Origin of the sequence: Kitasatospora sp. NPDC059327 (assembly GCF_042752535.1) — a bacterium.
Lineage (GTDB): Bacteria > Actinomycetota > Actinomycetes > Streptomycetales > Streptomycetaceae > Kitasatospora.
Genome location: NZ_JBHYYB010000018.1, coordinates 53,206 through 75,555 on the forward strand (window position 1 = coordinate 53,206; position 22,350 = coordinate 75,555).

General features: G+C 73.3%; 15 protein-coding genes. 9 read left to right on the forward strand and 6 right to left on the reverse strand.

The window, feature by feature from the left end; translation table 11 throughout:
* Window positions 1-257: 257 nt before the first annotated feature.
* Window positions 258-1,412, reverse strand: a complete 1,155-nt coding sequence (locus tag ACFXHB_RS13910; RefSeq protein WP_380574303.1) for a glycosyltransferase — start codon at window positions 1,410-1,412, stop codon at window positions 258-260.
* Between the two features lie 190 nt (window positions 1,413-1,602).
* On the reverse strand, window positions 1,603-2,043 hold the full coding sequence (locus ACFXHB_RS13915) for an SRPBCC family protein (RefSeq protein ID WP_380574304.1): 441 nt from the start codon (window positions 2,041-2,043) through the stop codon (window positions 1,603-1,605).
* Window positions 2,044-2,350: 307 nt separating this feature from the next.
* Between ACFXHB_RS13915 and ACFXHB_RS13920 the strand changes: the two genes are divergently transcribed.
* Window positions 2,351-3,238 (forward strand): winged helix-turn-helix transcriptional regulator, encoded by an 888-nt coding sequence (locus tag ACFXHB_RS13920; RefSeq protein ID WP_380574305.1) that lies wholly within the window; start codon window positions 2,351-2,353, stop codon window positions 3,236-3,238.
* A gap of 41 nt (window positions 3,239-3,279) precedes the next feature.
* Window positions 3,280-4,173 carry a HipA family kinase gene (locus tag ACFXHB_RS13925; protein ID WP_380574388.1) on the forward strand — a complete coding sequence of 298 codons (894 nt, stop codon included), beginning with the start codon at window positions 3,280-3,282 and terminating at the stop codon, window positions 4,171-4,173.
* Window positions 4,174-4,408: 235 nt separating this feature from the next.
* Here ACFXHB_RS13925 and ACFXHB_RS13930 read toward each other — a convergent pair whose 3' ends face one another.
* The 4 genes from ACFXHB_RS13930 to ACFXHB_RS13945 form a co-directional block, all read right to left on the reverse strand.
* Window positions 4,409-5,899, reverse strand: coding sequence for a S8 family serine peptidase (locus ACFXHB_RS13930; protein ID WP_380574306.1), 1,491 nt, complete (start codon window positions 5,897-5,899; stop codon window positions 4,409-4,411).
* A gap of 422 nt (window positions 5,900-6,321) precedes the next feature.
* Window positions 6,322-7,440: an amidohydrolase family protein gene (locus ACFXHB_RS13935; protein ID WP_380574307.1), complete on the reverse strand. Its 1,119-nt coding sequence runs from the start codon at window positions 7,438-7,440 to the stop codon at window positions 6,322-6,324.
* 3 nt (window positions 7,441-7,443) lie between these two features.
* A complete protein-coding gene (locus tag ACFXHB_RS13940; protein ID WP_380574308.1) occupies window positions 7,444-8,931 on the reverse strand; it encodes a glutamine synthetase in 1,488 nt (495 codons plus the stop codon).
* Between the two features lie 76 nt (window positions 8,932-9,007).
* Entirely contained in the window at window positions 9,008-11,710 is a 2,703-nt protein-coding gene (locus ACFXHB_RS13945) for an MXAN_6230/SCO0854 family RING domain-containing protein (protein WP_380574309.1), read from the reverse strand.
* A 627-nt stretch (window positions 11,711-12,337) separates the two neighbouring features.
* Between ACFXHB_RS13945 and ACFXHB_RS13950 the strand changes: the two genes are divergently transcribed.
* From ACFXHB_RS13950 to ACFXHB_RS13980, 7 genes are all read left to right on the forward strand, one after another.
* Window positions 12,338-14,113 (forward strand): 3-hydroxyacyl-CoA dehydrogenase family protein, encoded by a 1,776-nt coding sequence (locus ACFXHB_RS13950; RefSeq protein WP_380574310.1) that lies wholly within the window; start codon window positions 12,338-12,340, stop codon window positions 14,111-14,113.
* Window positions 14,114-14,331: 218 nt separating this feature from the next.
* Complete coding sequence (locus tag ACFXHB_RS13955; RefSeq protein ID WP_380574312.1) at window positions 14,332-15,240, forward strand: TetR family transcriptional regulator; 909 nt, start codon at window positions 14,332-14,334, stop codon at window positions 15,238-15,240.
* Between the two features lie 355 nt (window positions 15,241-15,595).
* Window positions 15,596-16,966 carry a crotonyl-CoA carboxylase/reductase gene (ccrA, locus tag ACFXHB_RS13960; protein WP_380574313.1) on the forward strand — a complete coding sequence of 457 codons (1,371 nt, stop codon included), beginning with the start codon at window positions 15,596-15,598 and terminating at the stop codon, window positions 16,964-16,966.
* A gap of 9 nt (window positions 16,967-16,975) precedes the next feature.
* Window positions 16,976-19,024, forward strand: a complete 2,049-nt coding sequence (locus ACFXHB_RS13965) for a protein meaA (protein WP_380574314.1) — start codon at window positions 16,976-16,978, stop codon at window positions 19,022-19,024.
* Window positions 19,025-19,046: 22 nt separating this feature from the next.
* A complete protein-coding gene (locus ACFXHB_RS13970) occupies window positions 19,047-20,009 on the forward strand; it encodes an HpcH/HpaI aldolase/citrate lyase family protein (protein WP_380574316.1) in 963 nt (320 codons plus the stop codon).
* A 20-nt stretch (window positions 20,010-20,029) separates the two neighbouring features.
* Window positions 20,030-20,533, forward strand: a complete 504-nt coding sequence (locus ACFXHB_RS13975) for a MaoC family dehydratase (RefSeq protein WP_380574317.1) — start codon at window positions 20,030-20,032, stop codon at window positions 20,531-20,533.
* Window positions 20,534-20,702: 169 nt separating this feature from the next.
* Window positions 20,703-21,905 carry an acyl-CoA dehydrogenase family protein gene (locus tag ACFXHB_RS13980; RefSeq protein WP_380574318.1) on the forward strand — a complete coding sequence of 401 codons (1,203 nt, stop codon included), beginning with the start codon at window positions 20,703-20,705 and terminating at the stop codon, window positions 21,903-21,905.
* Window positions 21,906-22,350 lie beyond the last annotated feature (445 nt).

Consider the following 22,350-nt stretch of genomic DNA (forward strand, 5'->3'; position numbering starts at 1 on the left):
CCGGTGGGCGCGGTCCTGACTGCACCTGCTGCCGCTGGCGGCTTTCGGTTTCCTCGTGAATTTCCGGCGTGAAATCGAAATGAAGCAGGCAAAATCAGACAGTACCGAACGTGGGCCTGGATGCTGGAAGTTGACTTGCCATTTCATTCCAGCCGCCCATTAATAGGTATTTCTGATTTCACCCCTCGCCCACAAACCGGTTGAGGGTGCGAATACCGCGGCTCCGCAGCGGAGGGCATTCACGGCATGTGAAACGATCAGATCCGCTCTGGGACACGGGCACGGCGCCGTCCGGCCGCCGGGCCGGCGCCCAACAGATCCCGGTAGAGCGCGTCCACCTGTTCGACCACCGATCGCACGTCATGGCGACCCGCGGCATGGTCACGCAGTCGCGCTCCGCGTCGCTCGCACTCGATCGGATCGGACAATGCTTCGGCCATTCGGGTGGCGAGTGCGGCGGCGTCCTCGGGCGGCACGACGGCGAGTTTGCGCTCGGCCGGCGGCAGGCATTCCCGGGCCCCCGGCACATCCGTCAGCAGCACCGGCCGGCCCGCCGCCATCGCCTCCAGCGGCGCCAGCGCCATCCCCTCCCAGCGCGAGGGCAGCACCACCAGATCGGCCGCGGCCAACCAGGGCCGCGGGTCGGCCACCTCCCCGGCCAGCCGCACCCGGGACGGCTCGGCCGACTCCCGGACGGCGGCGGCCAGCCGGGCCTCCTCCGGCCCGGTGCCGACCAGGGCCAGCCGGGCCTGCGGCACCAGGCGCAGCACCTCGGGCCAGGCGTCGAGCAGCACGTCCTGGCCCTTCTGCCGGCTCAGCCGGCCCAGGCAGACGGCCAGCGGGGCGTCGAGGTCGAGACCGAGCGCGATCCGGGCGGCCCGGCGCTCGGCGGGCGCGTAGTGGCGGACGTCCACACCGTTGGGCACCACCGCCCAGTCGGCGTGCAGGCCCGCGGCGACGCCGTCGGCCCGCTCCTGGACGCTGACACAGAGCAGGCGGTGCGCCCAGCGGGTCGCGTACCGCTCCCAGCGCAGGGTGGCAGCGGCCAGCGCGCCGTCGACGGCGGCGAACGACCAGGCGTGCGGCTGGAAGACCGTCGGCACCGCCCCCCGGATGGCCAGCCGGCCGGCCAACCCGGCCTTGGCGCTGTGCAGATGGACCATGTCGGGCGCGGCGGCGCGGACGATCCGGCGCAGCCGCCAGGCCTCGGCGGCGACGGACGGACCGGGCGAGCGGCGGGCGGGCCAGTCCTGGACCAGCGCACCGGCGGCGGCGGCCTCCTCGGCCAGCCGCCCCCCGCGCGGGCAGGCGACCAGCACCCGGTGGCCGGCCTCGCGTTGACCGCGAACCAGGTCGACGACGACGCGGGCGACCCCGCCGTCGACGGGCTGCGAAATGTGAAGGATCGTCATATGCACGGCGGCGAGCCTAGGGTGGCTCCACCGCGCCCGGGGGCCGTCGTCACCCGCAGGTGGCGGCCGTCCACCCGTACGGCTTGCTGGTCGTACGGGTGGGCGAACCCGTCGAATCTTCGTGCTGGCCGGGCGCCGGGGCGACCGGTCGCCCCGACGGGCCCGGCCGCCCCGGTGGACGGCGTGGGTCTCAGCGGACCTCGGCGTCCAGGTTGGCCAGCACCTCGTCGTGGATCCGGTTCAGGCCCTTCGGCGCGAAGGTGCGCTCGAAGAACCCGCCGATCCCGCTCGCTCCCTGCCAGGCGGCCGAGACGGTGACCTTCGACCGGCCCTCGCCGGCCGCGGCGACCGTCCAGGTGATCACCATGCTGGAGTTGGCGTCCTTCTCCACCAGCTGGTCCGGCGCCGGCGCCGAGACGGTGAACAGGCAGTCCCGCACCCGCTTCTCGGTGGCCTGGAGCCTCCAGTGCACCTGGGTGCCCGCCCCGGTGCCGCCGACCCGGACCTCGTACTCGCTGTACTGCGCGGGCAGCAGCTTGGGGCGGGTCACCTGGTAGTCGGCCAGCGCCTCGTAGACCCGCTCGGGGGTGGCGTCGTAGACCCGCTCGGTGGTGGCCTGCACCTGTCCCATGACCTTGCTCTCCTCGTCTGGACGTCCGGTTTCACCGGCAAGCCAACCACAGGGCACGGCCCGGGACGGCGCAGGGGCTCGGGGTGGCCCGGGTGCGTCCGGCCCCGGTGCGGCGCGGTACCACCCGGGCGGTGCGGCGCCGCCTCCGCTCTCGGCGGCGTCCGTGCACGCCCGGCGGCGTCCGTGCGCGTCCGTTCGCCGCTCACGCTCGTTCGTACCCGGGCTTCTTCGGGGCACCCATGAGTTCCCTCTTGGAACTCGCAAGGGGGTGCGAGGATGGACCGTCCCGACCGTGAGAGGAGCGACCGTGCTCAAAGAGGTACCCGCGCGGGACGCCACCTGCGCGATCGCCCAGTCGGCGGCCGTCATCGGCGACTGGTGGAGCATCCTGATCGTCCGCGAGTCGGCGCGCGGTCGGCTGCGCTTCGACGCGCTCCAGCACGAGCTGGGCATCTCCCGGAAGGTCCTCGCCGAACGCCTCGGCCACCTGACCGAGGCCGGTGTGCTGGCCCGGGTGCCGTACCAGAGCGGCCCGGTGCGCTACGAGTACCGGCTCACCGAGGCCGGGCGGGCGCTGCTGCCGGTCCTGGTCGCGATGCAGGACTGGGCGGACCGCTGGCTGCTCGGCGACGGCGCGCTCTCCGGCTCGGCCGCGCCCGACAGCGCCGAGGCCGCCCGGATGGCGGCGCTGCCCGGCACCCGGCTGCCGGCACTCGCCCTGCCCGCGCACACCGGGGGCGAGCTGGACCCGGTCGACCCGGCGGCCGGCGCCACCGTGCTGTTCTGCTACCCCGCCACCGGCCGGCCCGCGCCGCTGCCGGCCGGCTGGGGCGACATCCCCGGCGCGGTCGGCTGCACCCTGGAGAACCGGCTCTTCCGCGAGGCGTACCCCGAGTTCCGCGCGGCCGGCCTGGCACTGCGCGGGGTGTCCACCCAACGGCCCGACGAGCAGAGGGAGTTCGCGGAGGCCGAGGAGATCCCCTTCGCGCTCCTGTCCGACCTGGACGTCCGGCTGGCGGCCGCCCTGCGGCTGCCCACCTTCCATGTCGGCCAGGGCCTGCGGCTGAAGCGGGCGGTCCTCGTCCTGGACCGCGAACGGGTGGTGCGCCGGGTGGCCTTCCCGGTCACCGACATTCCCGCAGCCGTCCGGCAGGCGCTCGTGGACGCCCGCGAGGTGGCACGGGAATCCCGCTGAACCGGTCGGGCACGGAAGGAGCACGGGTTAGGGTGACCGATGTGCTCGATCAGGTGACAGCAGTGCGCTACGTCGATCCGCTGCGGGCCGGCGGCTCCGTCCCCGGCGTCGTGGAGACCGACGACCTGGGCACCTACGTGGTGAAGTTCGTCGGTGCCGCACAGGGCCGCAAGGCGCTGGTGGCCGAGGTGATCGTCGGCGAGCTGGCCCGGCGGCTCGGTCTGCCGGTGCCCGAACTCCGGTTGGTCGACTTCGACCCCGCGGTCGCCGACGCCGAGCCCGACCCCGAGATCCAGGAGATCCTGCGGGCCAGCCGCGGGCTCAACCTCGGGATGGACCTGCTGCCCGGCGCACGGGACTTCAGGCCCGGCATGATCCCGGTCGACCCGGTCGAGGCCGGCCGGGTGGTCTGGCTGGACGCGCTCACCGGCAACGTCGACCGCAGCGTGCACAACCCCAACCTGATGGTCTGGCACGGGAAGCTCTGGCTGATCGACAACGGCGCCGCGCTGGTCTTCCACCACCGCTGGTCCAGTGCCGGGAGCTCGGTCGGCAAGCGCTACGACCTGAGCGCCCACGCCCTCGGTGGCTACTCCCCCGACGTCGCCCTGGCCGACGCGGAGCTCGGGCCGCTGGTCACCACCGCGCTGCTGACGGAGGTCGTGGCGCTCGTCCCCGACGCATGGCTGGCCGACGAGCCCGGCTTCGACTCGGTGGAGGCGGTGCGGCAGGCCTATGTCGCCCAGCTGGCCGCCCGCGCGGCGCGCTCCCGCGAGTGGCTGCCGGACGGGTTCGCCACGCCCGAGCAGCTGGGCGAGGCCGAGCGCCGGCGCGCCGCCCGGAGCCGGGCCGGCCGGCCCGCGTGGCTCCAGGAGGTACCGGACCTGCACGGCAAGCCGTCGGTCGAGACCGTCTGGGACCACCACTTCGAGTGAAAGCCGGGCGGGACCACCGGGGCCGGACCGAGGCGGGCCGCCGGACGCGGGACGGGACGCGCGAGGGTGGGGAGCGGGACCGAAGTCCCGCTCCCCACCCTCGTTTCGATCGGAAGCCCGCTCAGGCACCGGGCTCGGGCGCCGCGCTCAGGGCACCGGGCCTTAGGCCTCGGGCCTTGATGAGCCTCGGGCCCTCGCACCGGGCTCGCGCGCCGGGTGACGGCCGGTCAGCGCGTCAGCGCCACCACTGGACCGCCTTCTCGGCGTTGATGATGCCCGCGCCGTAGAAGCCGTTGTCGTCCGCGCCACCCTCGCAGGTCGCGGTCCACTCGCCGGCGCCGCCCGGGTTGTACGGGCCCGACGGGCAGGCGTGCGACTCGGCCTGGTTGGTGAGCAGCTCGGTCAGCTCCTCCGGGCTCGCCCACGGGAAGGTGCTGGCGAGCAGCGCCAGGACGCCGGCGGCGTGCGGGGAGGCCATCGAGGTGCCCTGCATGTAGCCGTAGCGGCCACCGGGGATGGTGGAGAGGGTACGGCCGTTCTGGTCCGGCGTGTTCGGGATCTGGTAGCGACGGTCGCCACCGGGGGCGGCCACCGTGACCTTGCCCTTGCCGTAGCTGGAGTAGTACGACTTGTCGCCGTTGACACCCACCGAGGAGACCGAGACCACGCCGTCCAGCTCGGTCGGCAGGTTCAGGCAGTCCTGGGTGATCGGGCGGCTGCCCGGGGTGGTGTCGTCCGGGCTGCTGACGTCGACGGTCTTGTGGGCGAGGTCGATGTTCTCGTTGCCCGCCGCGGCCACGTTGAGGACGCCCTTGCGCTGCGAGAACTCGACCGCGCGGCGCACCGCGGTGGTGATCGCCGCCTGGTCGGCGTCGTTCTGGCAGTTGAACATCCACGGGTCGACGTAGTAGCTGTTGTTGGTCACCTTGAACTTGTGCTCACCGGCCCAGACGAAGCCGCAGATCGCGTACTCCGGGTAGATGAAGCCACCGTCGTCGACGACCTTGACCGCGGCCAGCTTGACGTTCGGGGCTATGCCCTCGATGCCCTTGCCGTTCTTGGCGGCGGCGATGGTGCCGGCCACGTGGGTGCCGTGGTCACCGTCGGGGCCCGGCTGCCAGGCGGCCCAGTCGGTGTTCGGCTTGCCGCCGTCGATGCAGGAGACCGACTGCGAGGCGTCGACGTTGGCGGCCAGGTCCTCGTGGGTGCCGTCGATGCCGGAGTCCAGCACGCCCACGGTCACGTTGCGGCTGCCCAGGGAGAGCTTGTGGGCCTTGTCCACGCCGATCTGACGCATGTCCCACTGGTTGGCCCAGTAGGGCTCCTGGCCGGCCGGGGCGGCGGCGGCCGGCTCGGCGGCCACCTCGGCCTTCTGGGTCTCGGCGGCCGTGATGCCCTTGGTGCGGCTGGCGCCGACCGACTGGACGCCCTTCGCCTTGCGCAGCTTGGCGGCGAACTGGGTGTCGGTCGACCGGGCGATCACCACGCCGATCTGCTCGTAGGAGTAGACGACGCTGCCGCCGAGGGTCGTGACGGCCTTCTCGACCTTCTGCACCTGGCCGTGGTTGGCCTGGGTGTTGACGACGTAGCTCAACAGCGGCCCGGTCGTCGGCTCGGCCCCGGTGGCCGCGACGGCGGTACCGGCGGGCAGCGCCAGGGCACCGGCCGCGGCAAGGGCGACGCCCACCGCGGCGTACCGGGTCCGGCTGATCCGAGGAACACTCATAGGGGTTGGCCCTCCCGAGTCGTCGTGCAGCTGCGGATGGCAGGTGCAGTGGAATGATCGGGACGCTAGTGAACATGCGTTGCAATCCGCAAGAGGTAGTCATCTAATCGACACCGTTCGGCCACTTCCGAGGGGTGCGGCTCCGGCGTTGCCGACCCGGCGTCAATCCATACGGTGAATATCCGGACCGCGCGTTCTTTCCCCCGGCCGGGCGTGGACGATCCACAATTTCCGTCCCGCGGACGGCGATCCGCGCGGTCGGACGGACGGACCTCGACAGGTCTCGGCGGACCTCAGCGGGTCTCGGCGGGCCCGGAGGGCTCCGCGGACCTCAACGGACCCCGGCGGACCTCAGCGGGCCCGAGGGCCGCGCCGCGCCCGGCCCCCGTACCGGCCCGGCCCGCCGCGCCGCTGTCCGCCGCTCAGAGCCGGTACAGGCGGCGGGCGTTGTCGGCGGCCACCTGCCGGGCCAGGCGTCGCGCGTCGGGCGCCGAGCAGGCGCCGTCCGCCCGCCAGCCGTCCAGCAGGGTGCCCAGGCCGTGCCGGAACTGGGCCGCGCCGACCAGGTACAGCTCCGGCAGCCCGTAGGCGTCGGTGGAGAAGAGCAGCTTGCCGAACGGCGCCAGCTCCAGCATCTCGCCGAGCACCGCGGCCACCCGGGGGCCGACGTAGGACGCCGTCAGCCCGAGGTCGGTGTAGACCCGCGGGAAGGCCTGGGCCAGCCAGGCCGCCTGTCGGTGGTAGGGGTAGCCGTGCAGGAGCACCAGCGGTACGCCGCTCGGCTCGGCGGCCCGGACGAAGTCGGTGAGCAGCGACGGGTCGGCCCGGTGCAGGGTGAGATCCGGATCGCCGAAGCCGGTGTGCAGTTGGAGCGGCAGGCCGAGCTCGGCGCAGACGTCCAGCGCCGTCCAGAGCAGGTGGTGCAGCAGCACGGGGTCCGTCAGCCGGCCGTGTCCGGCCCGCAGCCGCTCCCCCGCGGCGGCCGTGACGGCCGCCGGGGCGGGCCGCTCGGCCGGCACCGCCAGTCCGTTCCGGTAGGCCAGGACCGACTTGACCGCCACCGCGCCGGTGGCCGCCTGGGCCAACGCCGCACGGACGAGGAGCGGCCAGTCCCCGGCCGACGCCGCCACCGTCTCGGCGACGGACTCCACCCGGACCACCTCCCGCACCCGGGCTCCGGCCGCCTCGGCGAACTCGCCGAGCGGCAGCAGCGGGTGGCCGGCCGCCGCGGCCAGGCCGGTGTCGACCAGGCAGGTGTCCAGCGCGGCGGCCGCCAGCAGCCGCCGGGTGGCTTCGGCGGCGCCCAGCTCGGCCCGCCGGGCCAGGTAGTCGGCGGCGGGGGCGTGCGCGGGCAGCCCGAGCGCGGGCGGGCACCAGCGCCGCACCGCGAGGCCGAGCGCGCTGTCGAACGGCGAGGTGCCGGGCGCGGGCGGGCGGTCGGACTCGGTGAGCAGCCCGGCCAGGGCGTCGTCGGCGAGGTCGGCCGCCACCACGCTGTGGCAGTGGTGGTCGACCAGCGCCGGTACGTCCAGCGAGTGCACCGGTCAGTACCGCCAGCGGGTGGCCGCGACCAGGTGTTCCGGGGTGGCCGAGGCGTACTGCTCGCTCTCGGCGCGGCGGACGGCCAGCACCGCCTCGTACAGCGGCTCGCCGAGCGCCTCGCGCAGCACCGAGGACTTCTGGAAGGCCGCGAGCGCGTCCCCCGGGCCGGCCGGCAGCCGGGGCACCGTACCGGGCGCGGCCTCCGCCGGATCGCCGGTGAACTCCGGTGGCAGTGCCAGCCGTTGGTCCAGCCCGGCGAGGCCGGCGGCGAGCACCGCGCCGACCGCGAGGTACGGGTTGGCGGTGGCGTCGAAGCACTTGATCTCGGCGTTGGCCGCGGTGGCGCGCTCCCCCGAGGAGCCGGTGACCAGGCGCAGCGCCGCCTCCCGGTTCTCCAGGCCCCAGCACTGGTAGGCGCCGGCCCAGTGCGAGGGCACCAGCCGCAGGTACCCGGCCGGGCTGGACGAGCCGAGCACCAACAGCTCGGGCAACGCGCCCAGCACGCCGGCGAGGAAGCCCTCCGCCTCGGCCGTCAGCCCGTGCGGGCCGGCTCCGCCGCGGGCGAGGTTCTGCCCGTCCCGCCAGAGGCTGAGGTGGAGGTGGCCGCCGTTGCCGACCGAGCCGACCTCGACCACCGGGGCGAAGGAGGCCCGCAGGCCGTGCCGGGCCGAGACGGCGCGGACGGTCTGGCGGATCAGCACGGAGGTGTCGGCGGCCTCCACCGGCCCCTCCGGGGCGACCGACACCTCGAACTGGCCCGGGGCGTACTCGGGGTGGATCTGCAGCACCGCGAGACCCTGTGCCCCGAGGGCGCGCAGCACGTCGCGCAGGTAGTCCGAGAGGTCGGTCAGGCGGTGCATGCCGTAGGCCGGGCCGTCCGTCGGGTAGCGCGGTTCCTCCTGTGCCGGCCCGGCGAGCGCGACCACCCACTCGACCTCGATACCGGCCTTGACGGCGATCCCGCGCTCGGCCGCGGCCGCCGTCATCCGGCGGGCGAACAACCGCTGGCAGCCCGGGTGCGGGGCGCCGGACTGGGTGTACCGCTCGCCCGGCGCCCAGGCCCAGCCCGGCTGGGCGGCCAGCGGGACCACCCGGTCGAGGTCCGGGTAGAGCCGGAGGTCTCCGGTGGGGCCGCCGATCAGGCGGCTGGTGACGATCGTGTCGTCGGCCAGGAAGACGTCGAAGCAGGGCGCCGCGCCGACGCCCCACTGCGCGGCGTGCACCAGCCCGTCCAGCGGCACGGCCTTGACCCGGGCGACGCCCGCGTTGTCCACCCAGGTGACGGCCACCGCCTCGACCCCGGCCGGGCGCAGCCGCTCGACCACCGCCTGGGCCCGCTCGCCGCGCTCGGCGCGCGGCGGCAGGGAGACGGCGGCCCGGGGCCCGGCGGCGGGCCCGGGGCCGCCGTCGGCAGCAGGCCCGGACGCGGCGCCGGGGGTGGGCCCGGACGAGTCGGCGAGGCCGGTGGACGAGACGGTTCCGGTGCTCATGCGCCCATGCTGTCCCGCCCGCCGACCAGGGGGAATTCCCCTATCGGGTGGTTCGTGCGGACGCCTGTCCGCCCGTTCACTCCTCCGGGTTGAACAGGGCCACCACGTCCCCCGCGGTGAGCCGCTCCAGGGTGCCCGGTGCCGCGTCCAGCGGGCCGGGGTAGAGCCGGTAGAGCGTGCCCGAGACCTCGGCCGGCGCGGGCAGGTCGGCGTGCACCAACGCGGCGAACACCCGGCGCCGGTCGAGCCGGCCGGCCAGCGCGCGGGCGGTGTCCTCGGCCGGACCGGTCGCCGTGGCGTCCGGTGCGCGCCGCTCGCGCAGCCGGGCGGCGAAGGCGGCCACCGGCTCGTCCGCCGCCCGGCGGTAGGAGCCGACCACGCCGCCGGTGCGGTCCCGGACCAGTACCTCGTCGGTGCGGGCGGCGGCGCCGGCGCAGGCGAGGTCCCAGAGCGTCGCGCGGGAGCCCTCGGCGAAGTGCTGCACGACGTCCGCGGCGAGGGTGCCGATCCGGTCCCGGTACCGCCAGACGTTGTGGAAGCCGCCGGAGGCACTGGTGTTGAGGTCGGTCCAGGTGTAGTCGCGCCGTGCCAGGTCGACGATCATCGGCACGCAGACCTTGGCGTCCCCGCTGAGGTCGAGCCGCTGCCGGACGGCCTCCGGGTGGAACCGGCCGCCGCCGCGGGACCGGGCCGTGCCCTCGTCCAGCTGCATGAACCCGGCGAAGGCGTCGGCCAGTTCCTCGAACGGGATGTCGTTGTAGCTGAAGACCACGACCACCGCGTACCGGGCACCCTCGCCGGCCAGCACGGGCAGGTCGAGGTCGACGAACTCGGTGGCGCCGTGCGGCGGCGGGGCCGAGGTGAAGTCACCGGAGTGCACCGCGCCGCGCGCACCGTGGACCAGGCGGGTGTAGTCGCAGAGACCGGTGAACTGCCACCTGTCGTCGTACAGCGCCACCGAGAGGTCGAGGTCGACCCGCTGGCTCGGCTGCTGCTTCCAGTGCAGGAAGAGCCGGACGCGGCCGCCGTCCGGCAGCCGCTGGACGCTGCCGCGCGGCAGCGAGACCAGCGTCCTGGCGGCGGCCCGCTCGGCGAACGGGACCACCAGGTCGGCCAGGCCCTCGTCCAGGACGGCGAGTTCGAAGCGCTCGTGCTGCCCGGCGCGGCGCAGCAGCTCGGCCTCGATCAGGGCGCAGACGGGTGCCCCGAGCGCGGCCGGGACCACGGTGCCCCAGTCGTCCCGGGCGTGCGCCCGCGTGACCCGCCCGCGCGGGAAGTAGAGCCGGCGCTCGCCGATCTCGCGCGGGGCGCGCAGCCGTCCGTACGCGCCGAGCAGCGGGCCGGGCGCGACCCGGCGCAGGGCGGCCGGCAGGACGTCGTCCGCCAGCGCGGCGGGCAGCGGCTCACCCGGGCTCCAGGAGGCGTGCACCCGCAGCAGGTGGTGCAGCCGGCGGACCAGTTCGCCCGGGCGGCGGGCCAGCAGCCGGCCGGCGGCGGGCACGTCGCCACCGGCCAGGGCCCGCTCGACCTCGGCCGCGAAGGTGCGGACGACCAGCCGGGTGTGACCGGCCGGGGTCTCGGCGACCCGCAGCGGCGCCGGGGCCTCGCGCCACCGCGGGCCGAGCCCGTGCAGGTCGAGGTCGCTCTGCCGGAGCACGGCGAACGCGGCGGCCGCGTACGGGAAGCGGTCGCGGTACTCGTAGGGGTGGAGCAGTTCACCGGCGCGCAGCCAGGCCTGCCGGTGCCGGCCGAGGTCCTCGGCGACCGTCCCGACCGGGAGCGCGTCGAGGACGGCCAGCAGCTCGCGGCGGAGCGGGCGGGGCAGGCCGCGCAGCCGCAGGCCCTTCGCGGTGGCGGGCAGCAGGTCCGGCTCGGCACCGGACCAGGCCCAGATCAGCCGCAGCACGTCGGTGGCGGTGGTGAGCAGGCCGGGGAGCAGCGGACGGACGGCCTCCGGGTCGCGGCGCAGCAGCGCGGCGAGCACGGTGGCGCGGCTCTCCCGGACCGGGATGTCCGCGGGCAGCCAGTCGGCCGGGTCGGCGGGCACCAGGTCGAGCAGCAGCGCGAGGTCCTCGCGGTCCTGCGGGTCGAGCGGCGTGCGGCGGGCGAGCAGCCGGCCGGCCTCCGCGCCGGCGACGACCGCCCGGTCGGTGCCCTCGGCCAGCCGCAGCGGGCGGAGCAGGGTGGTGGAACCGCGTTCGCGGGCGGCGTTGCGGACGGACTTGGCGTCCAGCGGGAGGTAGCGCTCGGGGGCGATCGTGGCGCCGCAGAGCGGGCAGGACCGGCCGTCGTGGCGGATCTCCAGGTCGTCGTAGCAGTCGCCGCAGACCAGGTGGGCGCAGGGCGCGAGGGCGCCGATGCCGGATTCGGCGGCGGCGCGCCCGCAGTGGGCGCAGAGCTGGTGCGGCTGGTTGAGCAGGAAGGCGCGGACCTGGGCGGAGTAGTAGCTGTGCGCGTGGTCGGGCACGCCGTCGGGGAACCGGCCGAACAGCGGCCGGTGCCGGCGGTCGGCGCCGGTCGACGCGTCGAGGCGCCGCAGCAGCGCCTGACCGGTCTCGGCCAGCCCGGCCGGCCGCAGCCGCCCGAGCGCGGACCGCAGCGGCCCGGTCAGCAGGTAGCCGCGCAGCGCGAGGTCGGCCTCCAGCGCGAGCAGCCCGCGCGCGCTCCACGGGTCCGGCTCGCCCGGCGCCGCGCCGCCCGTGACGGCGACCGCCCCGTGGCGCCTCAGCAGCAGGGCGTCGAGAGCGGTCCCGGGCGTGGTGGTGGTCTGCTTCTTCATCGGTCGGCCCCCGGAGATATGACGAAGCGGGGGCGGAGAGTGGGCGCACTCGGATTCATTTGCAGTGAGTGAGAAGGAAGCACGCCGCGGAGCCGCCCCCGCGCCGCTCACCCTAGCCTCGGCCGGTGGCCGCGCCGAGCGAATTTCCGCGGCCCGGTGCTCGGCGCGGTTCCGGCCCGGCGTCCGGCGGGGTTCCGGCCCGGCGTCCGCGCGGGCCCGGACGTCCGGCGCCGCTGCGCGGGAGAGTCGCGAAAGGCCGCGCCCACCCCCTTCCTGCCGGCCAGTAGCTTCGCTACAGTGTCCGCACGCACCACCGTCGGGCTTCGGGAGCCGCACCGACGGGGTCGTCGGCCGGCGCGCGCGATCGCGCGGAACGGGCCGGCGGCGGACCGTGCGTCTTCACCGGTCGGTGCCGCGCTCGCGGCGGGCCGGATTCTCTCCTCGTATCAGAGCCGCTTCCTTCACAGCGCCTGAGTACCACGGCACACCCGCAGCACGGCCGGAGCGGACCGGCGGCTGCGCCGGTGGGCCGCAACCGTCATCTCCCCAGCCCCCGCGCGCGGACCCTCCTCCGGCGGCGCGTCCGCCGGAGCGCGCGCGGGCCCTTATGACAAGGAGTCAGGACAGATGGAGCGTCCCTTCCCCACAGTCGCCGTGGTCGGCCTCGGCACGATGGGTGCCGGCGTCGCCGTGGCGGTCGCGCAGAGCGGCCGCCGAGTGATCGGCATCGAGGCCAACGAGGACTCCGCCGCCCGGGCCCTGGCCCGGATCGAGGAGGCGACGGCGCACGCCGTCGCCCGGGAGCGGATCACCGCCGAGGACCGGGCCGCGCTGCTCGCGCGGATCTCGGTGGGCCACGCGCTCGACGCCGCCGCGGCGGCGGACCTGGTGATCGAGGAGGTCCCCGAGCAGCTGGAGCTGAAGCGGGAGCTGTTCGCCGCGCTGGACCGGATCTGCCCGCCCGGGACGGTCCTGGCCACCGGCACCACCGCGCTGTCGGTGACCCGGATCGCCGCCGCCACCGCGCGCCCCGAGCGCGTGCTGGGCCTGCACTTCTTCAACCCGGTGCACACCATGAAGCTGGTCGAGGTGGTCCGCACCGTGCTGACCGCCCCGCAGGTGGCCGAGGACGCCGCGGCGTTCGCCCGCGAACTCGGCAAGGAGCCGGTGGCGGCCGGCGACCGCGCCGGCTTCGTGGTGAACGGGCTGCTCTTCGCGTACCTGAACCAGGCCGCCGCGATGTTCGAGTCCAAGTACGCCACCCGCGAGGACATCGACGCCGCGATGCGGCTCGGCTGCGGGCTGCCGATGGGGCCGCTGGCCCTGCTCGACCTGATCGGCGTGGACACCGCGCGGACCGTCCTGGAGGCGATGTACGAGCAGTCCCGGGACCGGCTGCACGCGCCCGCGCCGATCCTCGGCCAGCTGGTGTCCGCCGGGCTGCTGGGCCGCAAGTCCGGCCGCGGCTTCTACACCTACGAGGCGCCCGGCTCGTCCAGGGTGGTCGACGCCGCCGCTGGACCGGCCGGGGCGCGCGGCACCGGCCGGGAGGTCCGCACCGTCGGCGTCTGCGGCTCGGGCACCATGGCCACCGGCATCGTCGAGGTGTTCGCCAAGGCCGGGTACCCGGTGCTGCTGGCCGCCCGCAGCCAGGAGAAGGCCGAGCGGGCCAAGGCGCAGCTGGCCAAGTCGCTGGAGCGCTCGGTGGCGAAGGGCCGGCTGACCGGGGAGCAGCGGGACGCGGCGCTGGCCCTGGTGACGCCGGTCGGACAGTACGCCGAGCTGGCCGACGTCGACCTGGTGGTCGAGGCGGTGGCCGAGGACCTCGCGGTCAAGCGTGAGCTGTTCGCCGTCCTGGACAAGATCGTCAAGCCGGGCGCGGTGCTGGCGACCACCACCTCCTCACTGCCGGTGATCAGCTGCGCGGCGGCCACCTCGCGCCCGCAGGACGTGATCGGCCTGCACTTCTTCAACCCGGCGCCCGCCATGAAGCTGGTCGAGGTGGTCTCCACCGTGCTGACCGCGCCGGACGTCACCGCGACGGCGCTGGAGATCTGCGCGAAGGTGCGCAAGCACCCGGTGGAGTGCGGCGACCGGGCCGGTTTCATCGTGAACGCGCTGCTCTTCCCCTACCTGAACGACGCCGTGCGGATGCTGCAGGAGCACTACGCGACGGTGGACGACATCGACACCGCGATGAAGCTCGGCTGCGGCTACCCGATGGGCCCGTTCGAGCTGCTGGACGTGGTCGGCCTGGACGTCTCGCTGACCATCGAGAAGGTGCTGCACCAGGAGTTCCGCGAGCCGGGCCTGGCGGCGGCGCCGCTGCTGGAGCACCTGGTGGCGGCGGGCTGCCTGGGCCGCAAGAGCGGCCGCGGGTTCCGCGACCACGCGCGCCGGTGACCACGCCGTCGGCCGGGGGCACCGCGCCCCTCGGCGCCGGGCCGGGCGGCCCGGCCGCGGCCTTGCCCGGGCCGCCCGGGTACGGGCCGCCGCGCTCCGGCTGGAACCCCGGGGCGGCGTCGGCCCGCTGGCCGAGACCGGCCGTGACCGGCCCGGTAGCGCCGGTGCGGCGGGGAAGGCCCGCGGCGCCGGTCCCGGGGGCGTGTAGCGTTCCGGGCATGGATCGGGTTCAGTCAGCCTCCCCCCAGCACTCCGTCGTACCGCGCGGCGCCGACCGGCCCGCCGGGTCCGGCGCCGAGGGGGGTCCGGGCAACCGCCGGGCGGCCGCGCAGCGCCAGCAGATGCGTCAGGACCTGGCCACGGCCGCCATGGAGCTCTTCGCGTCGCAGGGCTACGAGGAGACCACGGTCGACCAGATCGCCGCGGCGGCCGGGGTGGCCCGGCGGACCTTCTTCCGGTACTTCCGGTCCAAGGAGGAGGCGATCTTCCCGGACCACGACGACACCCTCGTCCGGGTGGCCGACCTGCTGGCCAGCGCCGAGCCCGAGGAGCACCCGCTGGACGTGGTCTGCCGGGGCATCAAGGAGGTGCTGCGGATGTACGCCTCCACCCCCTCGGTCTCGGTCGCCCGGTACCAGCTGATCCGCCAGGTGCCGGCGCTGCGCGAGCGGGAGATCGCCGTGGTGGCCCGGTACGAGCGGCTGTTCACCCGCTACCTGCTGGGCCGGTTCGACACCGGCGGCGAGATCCCCTCGGGCTGGCAGCGGGCCGGCGAGGACGACTCCATGCTGGCCGAGGTGTCGGCGGCGGCGGTCGTGGCGGCCCACAACCACGTGCTGCGGCGCTGGCTGCGGGCCGGCGGCCGGGGTGACGTGGAGGCGCAGCTGGACCACTCCTTCGAGGTGATCCGGCGGACCTTCTGGGCGTCCGCCCCGCCCGGCGTGAGACGGCGTGGGTCCCTGGTGGCACCCGGTGCCAGTGTGACGCCCCTGGAGGAGGCCGCCGCGAGCGCACTGAGTGCCAGCCCCGGAGGTGAGGTACTCATCACAGTGGCCCGGACCGACGCCCCGCTGGACGTCGTGGTGGACAGCATCAGGGCCGCGCTGAGCAGTGCCAGGGAGGCCTGAGCAGTAGGTTTTCCGCAGGTCAAGGCGGTCTTGAGGGCCCGCACCGGAAACTCCGGCGCGGGCCCTTTCCGCGCCCGCCGACGGGCGCTCGAACGCGGATTTGATTCACCTGAATTGGTGACACCCGGTGTCTTTACGAGTGGCACAGGGTGCCACTACCTTGTTACCCACCAGTCGCGGCGCCGCGGCTCCCCACCTCGGCGCGCCGTCGTCCGGCGCTCCCACACCCCGGGAGCTGTGCCCAGCCAGGCCAACCGCCAGACCACCACCCACCCATCTCAGCGAAGCCGGTGTCCGCTCCCGGCTCCCCCAGACGCCCTGTGCCCCTCACACAGGTACGCCTTCGGAGGCAGCCATGAAGGAAATCCTCGACGCGATCCTCAGCTCCGACAGCACCGCGGCGGACTTCGCCGCGCTCAAGCTGCCGGATTCCTACCGGGCGGTGACGCTCCACAAGGACGAGGAGCAGATGTTCGCCGGCCTCGACAGCCGCGACAAGGACCCCCGCAAGTCCCTCCACCTCGACGAGGTCGCCCTGCCCGAGCTGGGCCCGGGCGAGGCACTGGTCGCCGTCATGGCCAGCGCCGTGAACTACAACACCGTGTGGAGCTCGATCTTCGAGCCGGTCTCCACCTTCGGCTTCCTGGAGCGCTACGGCCGGCTCTCCCCGCTCACCAAGCGCCACGACCTGCCGTACCACGTGCTCGGCTCGGACCTCGCGGGCGTGGTGCTGCGCACCGGCGCCGGGGTCAACGCCTGGAAGCCGGGCGACGAGGTCGTCGCCCACTGCCTCTCGGTGGAGCTGGAGTCCTCCGACGGCCACAACGACACGATGATGGACCCGGAGCAGCGGATCTGGGGCTTCGAGACCAACTTCGGCGGCCTGGCCCAGCTGGCCCTGGTGAAGACCAACCAGCTGATGCCCAAGCCCGCCCACCTGACCTGGGAGGAGGCCGCCTCCCCCGGCCTGGTCAACTCCACCGCCTACCGCCAGCTGGTGTCGCAGAACGGCGCGGGCATGAAGCAGGGCGACAACGTGCTGATCTGGGGCGCCAGCGGCGGCCTCGGCTCGTACGCCACCCAGTACGCGCTGGCCGGCGGCGCCACCCCGATCTGTGTGGTCTCCAACGACCAGAAGGCCGAGATCTGCCGGGCGATGGGCGCCGAGGCGATCATCGACCGCTCCGCCGAGGGCTACAGGTTCTGGAAGGACGAGCACACCCAGGACCCGCGCGAGTGGAAGCGTCTGGGCAGCCGGATCCGCGAGCTGACCGGCGGCGAGGACGTGGACATCGTCTTCGAGCACCCGGGCCGGGAGACCTTCGGCGCCTCGGTGTACGTCACCCGCAAGGGCGGCACCATCGTCACCTGCGCCTCGACCTCCGGCTACATGCACCAGTACGACAACCGCTACCTGTGGATGTCGCTGAAGCGGATCGTCGGCTCGCACTTCGCCAACTACCGCGAGGCCTGGGAGGCCAACCGCCTGGTGGCCAAGGGCAAGATCCACCCGACGGTGTCCAAGGTCTACAGCCTCGACCAGTCCGGCCAGGCCGCGCTCGACGTCCACCAGAACAAGCACCAGGGCAAGGTCGGCGTGCTCTGCCTCGCGCCGTCCGAGGGCCTCGGGGTGCGCAATGCCGAGCTGCGCGAGAAGCACCTGCCGGCGATCAACCTGTTCCGCGAGGCCTCCGAGCGGGCCGAGCGGCCCGGCCGTGACATCTAAGGCGATCCGATGACTGATCAGAAGCGTGATCGGCCCTGGCTGATGCGGACCTACGCGGGACACTCGACCGCGAGTGACTCCAACGCGCTCTACCGGAAGAACCTCGCCAAGGGCCAGACGGGTCTCTCGGTCGCCTTCGACCTGCCGACCCAGACGGGCTACGACTCCGACCACATCCTCGCCCGCGGCGAGGTCGGCCGGGTCGGCGTGCCGGTGGGCCACGTCGGGGACATGCGCGCCCTGTTCGAGGGCATCCCGCTCGAACAGACCAACACCTCCATGACGATCAACGCCACCGCCATGTGGCTGCTGGCGCTCTACCAGGTGGTCGCCGAGGAGCAGGGCGCCGACATCGCCAAGCTCACCGGCACCACCCAGAACGACATCGTCAAGGAGTACCTCTCGCGCGGGACGCACGTCTTCCCGCCCGGGCCGTCCGTGCGTCTGATCACCGACATGATCGCCTACACGGTCGGGAACATCCCCAAGTGGAACCCGATCAACATCTGCAGCTACCACCTCCAGGAGGCCGGGGCCACCCCGGTCCAGGAGATCGCCTACGCGATGTGCACCGCGATCTCGGTGCTGGACGCGGTCCGCGACTCCGGCCAGGTGCCGGCCGAGCGGATGGGCGAGGTGGTCGCCCGGATCTCCTTCTTCGTCAACGCCGGCGTGCGCTTCGTCGAGGAGATGTGCAAGATGCGCGCCTTCGCCCAGCTCTGGGAGAAGGTCACCCTGGAGCGCTACGGGATCCAGGACGCCAAGCAGCGCCGCTTCCGCTACGGCGTCCAGGTCAACTCGCTCGGCCTGACCGAGGCGCAGCCGGAGAACAACGTCCAGCGGATCGTGCTGGAGATGCTCGCCGTCACGCTCTCCAAGGACGCCCGCGCCCGGGCCGTCCAGCTGCCCGCCTGGAACGAGGCGCTCGGCCTGCCCCGCCCCTGGGACCAGCAGTGGTCGCTGCGCATCCAGCAGGTGCTCGCCTACGAGTCCGACCTGCTGGAGTACGGGGACCTCTTCAACGGCTCCGAGGTGATCGAGAGCAAGACCGCCGAGCTGTTGGCCGGCGCGGAGGCCGAGATCGCCAAGGTGCTGGAGATGGGCGTCAAGGCGGGCAACCGCGGCATCATCCCGGCCGTCGAGTCCGGCTACCTGAAGTCCAACCTGGTCGCCTCGCACGCCGCCCGCCGGGCCCGGATCGAGTCCGGCGAGGACAAGATCATCGGGGTCAACTGCTTCGACACCACCGAGGAGAGCCCGCTGACGGCCGACCTCGACACCGCGATCATGGTGGTCGACCCCGCCTCCGAGCAGTCCGTGCTCGCCGCCCTGGAGCGGTGGCGCGGCGAGCGCGACGAGGCCGCCGCCCAGTCCGCCCTCCAGGAGCTGAAGGCCGTCGCGGCCACCGAGACCAACCTGATGCCCGCGACGCTCGCCTGCGCCCGCGCCGGGGTCACCACCGGCGAGTGGTCCTTCGCCCTGCGCGAGGTCTTCGGCGAGTACCGCGCGCCCACCGGCGTCGGCGGCGCCCCGGTCGCGGTGGCGGCCGAGCCCGGCGGCGAGCTGGCCGCGGTCCGCGAGGCGGTCGCCGCGACCGCCGCCGAGCTGGGCACCGGCAAGCTGCGCCTGCTGGTCGGCAAGCCCGGCCTGGACGGGCACTCCAACGGCGCCGAGCAGATCGCCGTCCGGGCCCGCGACGCCGGGTTCGAGGTGGTCTACCAGGGGATCCGGCTGACGCCCGAGCAGATCGTCTCCGCCGCCGTCGCGGAGGACGTGCACTGCGTGGGCCTGTCGATCCTCTCCGGGGCCCACCCCGAGCTGGTGCCCGACGTCCTGCACCGGTTGCGCCGGGCCGGGGTGGAGGATGTGCCAGTGATCGTGGGTGGCATCATCCCGGCAGCGGACGGTGAGGCTCTCAAGGCCGCCGGCGTCGCCGCCGTGTTCACCCCGAAGGACTTCGGCATCACGACCATCATCGGCCGGATCGTGGACGAGATCCGGCTGGCCAACAGGCTCCAGCCGTGGACGCCCGCAGCCGCCGCGACGACCACCAGCTGACCCCGGAAGGACTGACCCACCCATGGCAACCGTCAACAGGCTCCGCCCCCGCCGCTCCTGCCTCGCCGTGCCGGGCTCCAACCCGCGCTTCCTGGAGAAGGCCCAGGGCCTCCCGGCCGACCAGGTCTTCCTCGACCTGGAGGACGCCTGCGCCCCGCTGGTCAAGGAGAGCGCCCGGCACCACATCGTCGACGCGCTGAACAACGGCGACTGGGGCAAGAAGACCAAGGTCGTCCGCGTCAACGACTGGACCACCCACTGGACGTACCGCGACGTGATCACCGTCGTCGAGGGCGCCGGCCCCAACCTCGACTGCATCATGCTGCCGAAGGTCCAGGACGCCGAGCAGGTCAAGGCGCTCGACCTGCTGCTCACCCAGATCGAGAAGACCATGGGCTTCGAGGTCGGCAAGATCGGCATCGAGGCGCAGATCGAGAACGCCAAGGGCCTGATCAACGTCGACGCGATCGCCGAGGCCTCGCCGCGGCTGGAGACGATCATCTTCGGCCCGGCCGACTTCATGGCCTCGATCAACATGAAGTCCCTGGTGGTCGGCGAGCAGCCGGTCGGCTACCCGGCCGATGCCTACCACTACATCCTGATGCGCATCCTGATGGCCGCCCGCGCCAACGACCTGCAGGCCATCGACGGCCCCTACCTGCAGATCCGCAACCAGGAGGGCTACCGCGAGGTGGCCGGCCGCGCCGCCGCGCTCGGCTTCGACGGCAAGTGGGTGCTCCACCCGGACCAGGTCGGCGCCGCGAACGAGATCTTCTCGCCCTCGCAGGCGGACTACGACCACGCCGAGCTGATCCTCGACGCCTACGACTGGTGCACCTCCGAGGCGGGCGGTGCCAAGGGCTCCGCGATGCTCGGCGACGAGATGATCGACGAGGCCAGCCGCAAGATGGCCCTGGTCATCGCTGGCAAGGGCCGCGCCGCCGGGTTCCAGCGCACCTCCAAGTTCGAGCCCCCGCAGGCCTGACCTCCCTAAGGACCACTGAGATGCAGTTCGGACGCACCTACGAGGAGTTCGAGGTCGGCGCTGTCTACAAGCACTGGCCCGGCAAGACGGTCACCGAGTACGACGACCACCTCTTCTGTCTGCTCACCATGAACCACCACCCGCTCCACATGGACACCAATTACGCGGAGCGGACGACCGACTTCGGCAAGAACGTCGTGGTGGGCAACTACATCTACTCGCTGCTGCTCGGCATGTCCGTCCCGGACGTGTCCGGCAAGGCGATCGCCAACCTGGAGATCGAGTCGCTGCGGCACATCGCGCCGACCTTCCACGGCGACACCCTCTACGGCGAGACCACCGTGCTCGACAAGTGGCCGTCCAAGTCCAAGGACGACCGCGGGATCGTGTACGTCGAGACCAAGGGCTACAAGCAGGACGGCACGGTCGTCTGCGTCTTCCGCCGCAAGGTGATGGTGCCGACCGCGACGTACATCACGGAGCGCGGCGGCGAGCAGCCCGGCCGTCCCACTCCGCTGTCCTAGCCCGCCACCCCAGAGCCCCGGACGGGTAGGCCGCCGTCATCGGCCGATCCCCACCCCGGTACCGGGGGCCCCGCCGCGTAGCCACGCCGGCAGGGCCCCCGGCGATCCCCCCCCCCGCAGTTCTTGCCCTCCCCCCACCCTCTTCCTCTTTCGCCACAGGAGCCGCACGATGGGACGCCTCGCACAGACCGACGGCCTCACCGAGATCCAGCGGGACATCCTCGCCACCGTGCGGGATTTCGTCGACAAGGAGATCATTCCGGTCGCGACCGAGCTGGAGCACAAGGACGAGTACCCCACCGCCATCGTCGAGGGGATGAAGCAGCTCGGCCTCTTCGGCCTCACCATTCCCGAGGAGTACGGCGGCCTCGGCGAATCGCTGCTCACCTACGCCCTGGTGGTGGAGGAGATCGCGCGCGGCTGGATGTCCGTGTCCGGCATCGTCAACACCCACTTCATCGTGGCCCACATGATCAACGCGCACGGCACCCAGGAACAGAAGGACTACTTCCTGCCGAAGATGGCCGCCGGTGAAATCCGCGGCGCCTTCTCGATGTCCGAGCCCGGGCTGGGATCCGACGTTTCCGCGATCTCCACCAAGGGCGTCAAGGACGGCGACTCCTACGTCCTCAACGGCCAGAAGATGTGGCTCACCAACGGTGGCACGTCCACCCTGGTCGCGGTGCTCTGCAAGACCGACGAGGGCGGCAGCTCCCCGTACAAGAACATGACGACCTTCCTGATCGAGAAGACGGCGGGCTTCGGCCCGAACGCGACCGTCCCCGGCCTCACCGTGCCCGGGAAGATCGAGAAGATGGGCTACAAGGGCGTCGACACCACCGAGCTGATCCTGCAGGACGTCCGCGTCCCGGCCGACCGGGTCCTCGGCGGCGCCCCGGGCAAGGGCTTCTACCAGATGATGGACGGCGTCGAGGTCGGCCGGGTCAACGTGGCCGCGCGCGGCTGCGGCGTCGCCCGCCGCGCCTTCGAGCTGGGCATCTCCTACGCCCAGCAGCGCTCCACCTTCGGCAAGAAGATCGCCGAGCACCAGGCGATCCAGTTCAAGCTCGCCGAGATGGCCACCAAGGTCGAGGCCGCCCACCAGATGATGGTGATGGCCGCCCGCAAGAAGGACAGCGGCGAGCGCAACGACCTTGAGGCCGGCATGGCCAAGTACCTCGCCTCCGAGTACTGCAAGGAGGTCGTCGAGGACGCCTTCCGCATCCACGGCGGCTACGGCTTCTCCAAGGAGTACGAGATCGAGCGCCTCTACCGCGAGGCCCCGATGCTGCTCATCGGTGAAGGTACTGCGGAGATCCAGAAGATGATCGTCGGACGTCGTCTGTTGGAGGAGTACCGCATCGCGCAGTGACAACGACCAGCACGGAGACGCGCCGGGCGGTGCGGTGACGCCCTGCCCGGCGGGTCGACGGCCCGCTGACGGCCGGTCGACGGGCGTGCGGGCCCGTCCCGGCACCCCGCCGTGCCTCCACGACCCCGGCCTGGTCCGCCTGGGGTCCGGCACGGCTCCCGAAGCGGCCGCAGGGCGTACAGCTGCTGTCACGCGCCTTGCGGCCGCTTCGGCGCACCCGGCCGCCCGCCCCGGTACCGACGGCTCCGGGGTTCCGTCGGCACGCCTGTTGAGACAAGTGTCACCAGCCTCGCCCGGACCCTTGGGAACCGGAGCGGGGCGAGCTACGGTCGTATACACAGAAGGCGCAGCTGCGCCGCACGCAGGACACATGACCGAGCAGGCGGGTTGCCCACCCACCGTGTGCTCCCGATAGCATCCACCGGGACAGCAGCCGTCCCTTTAT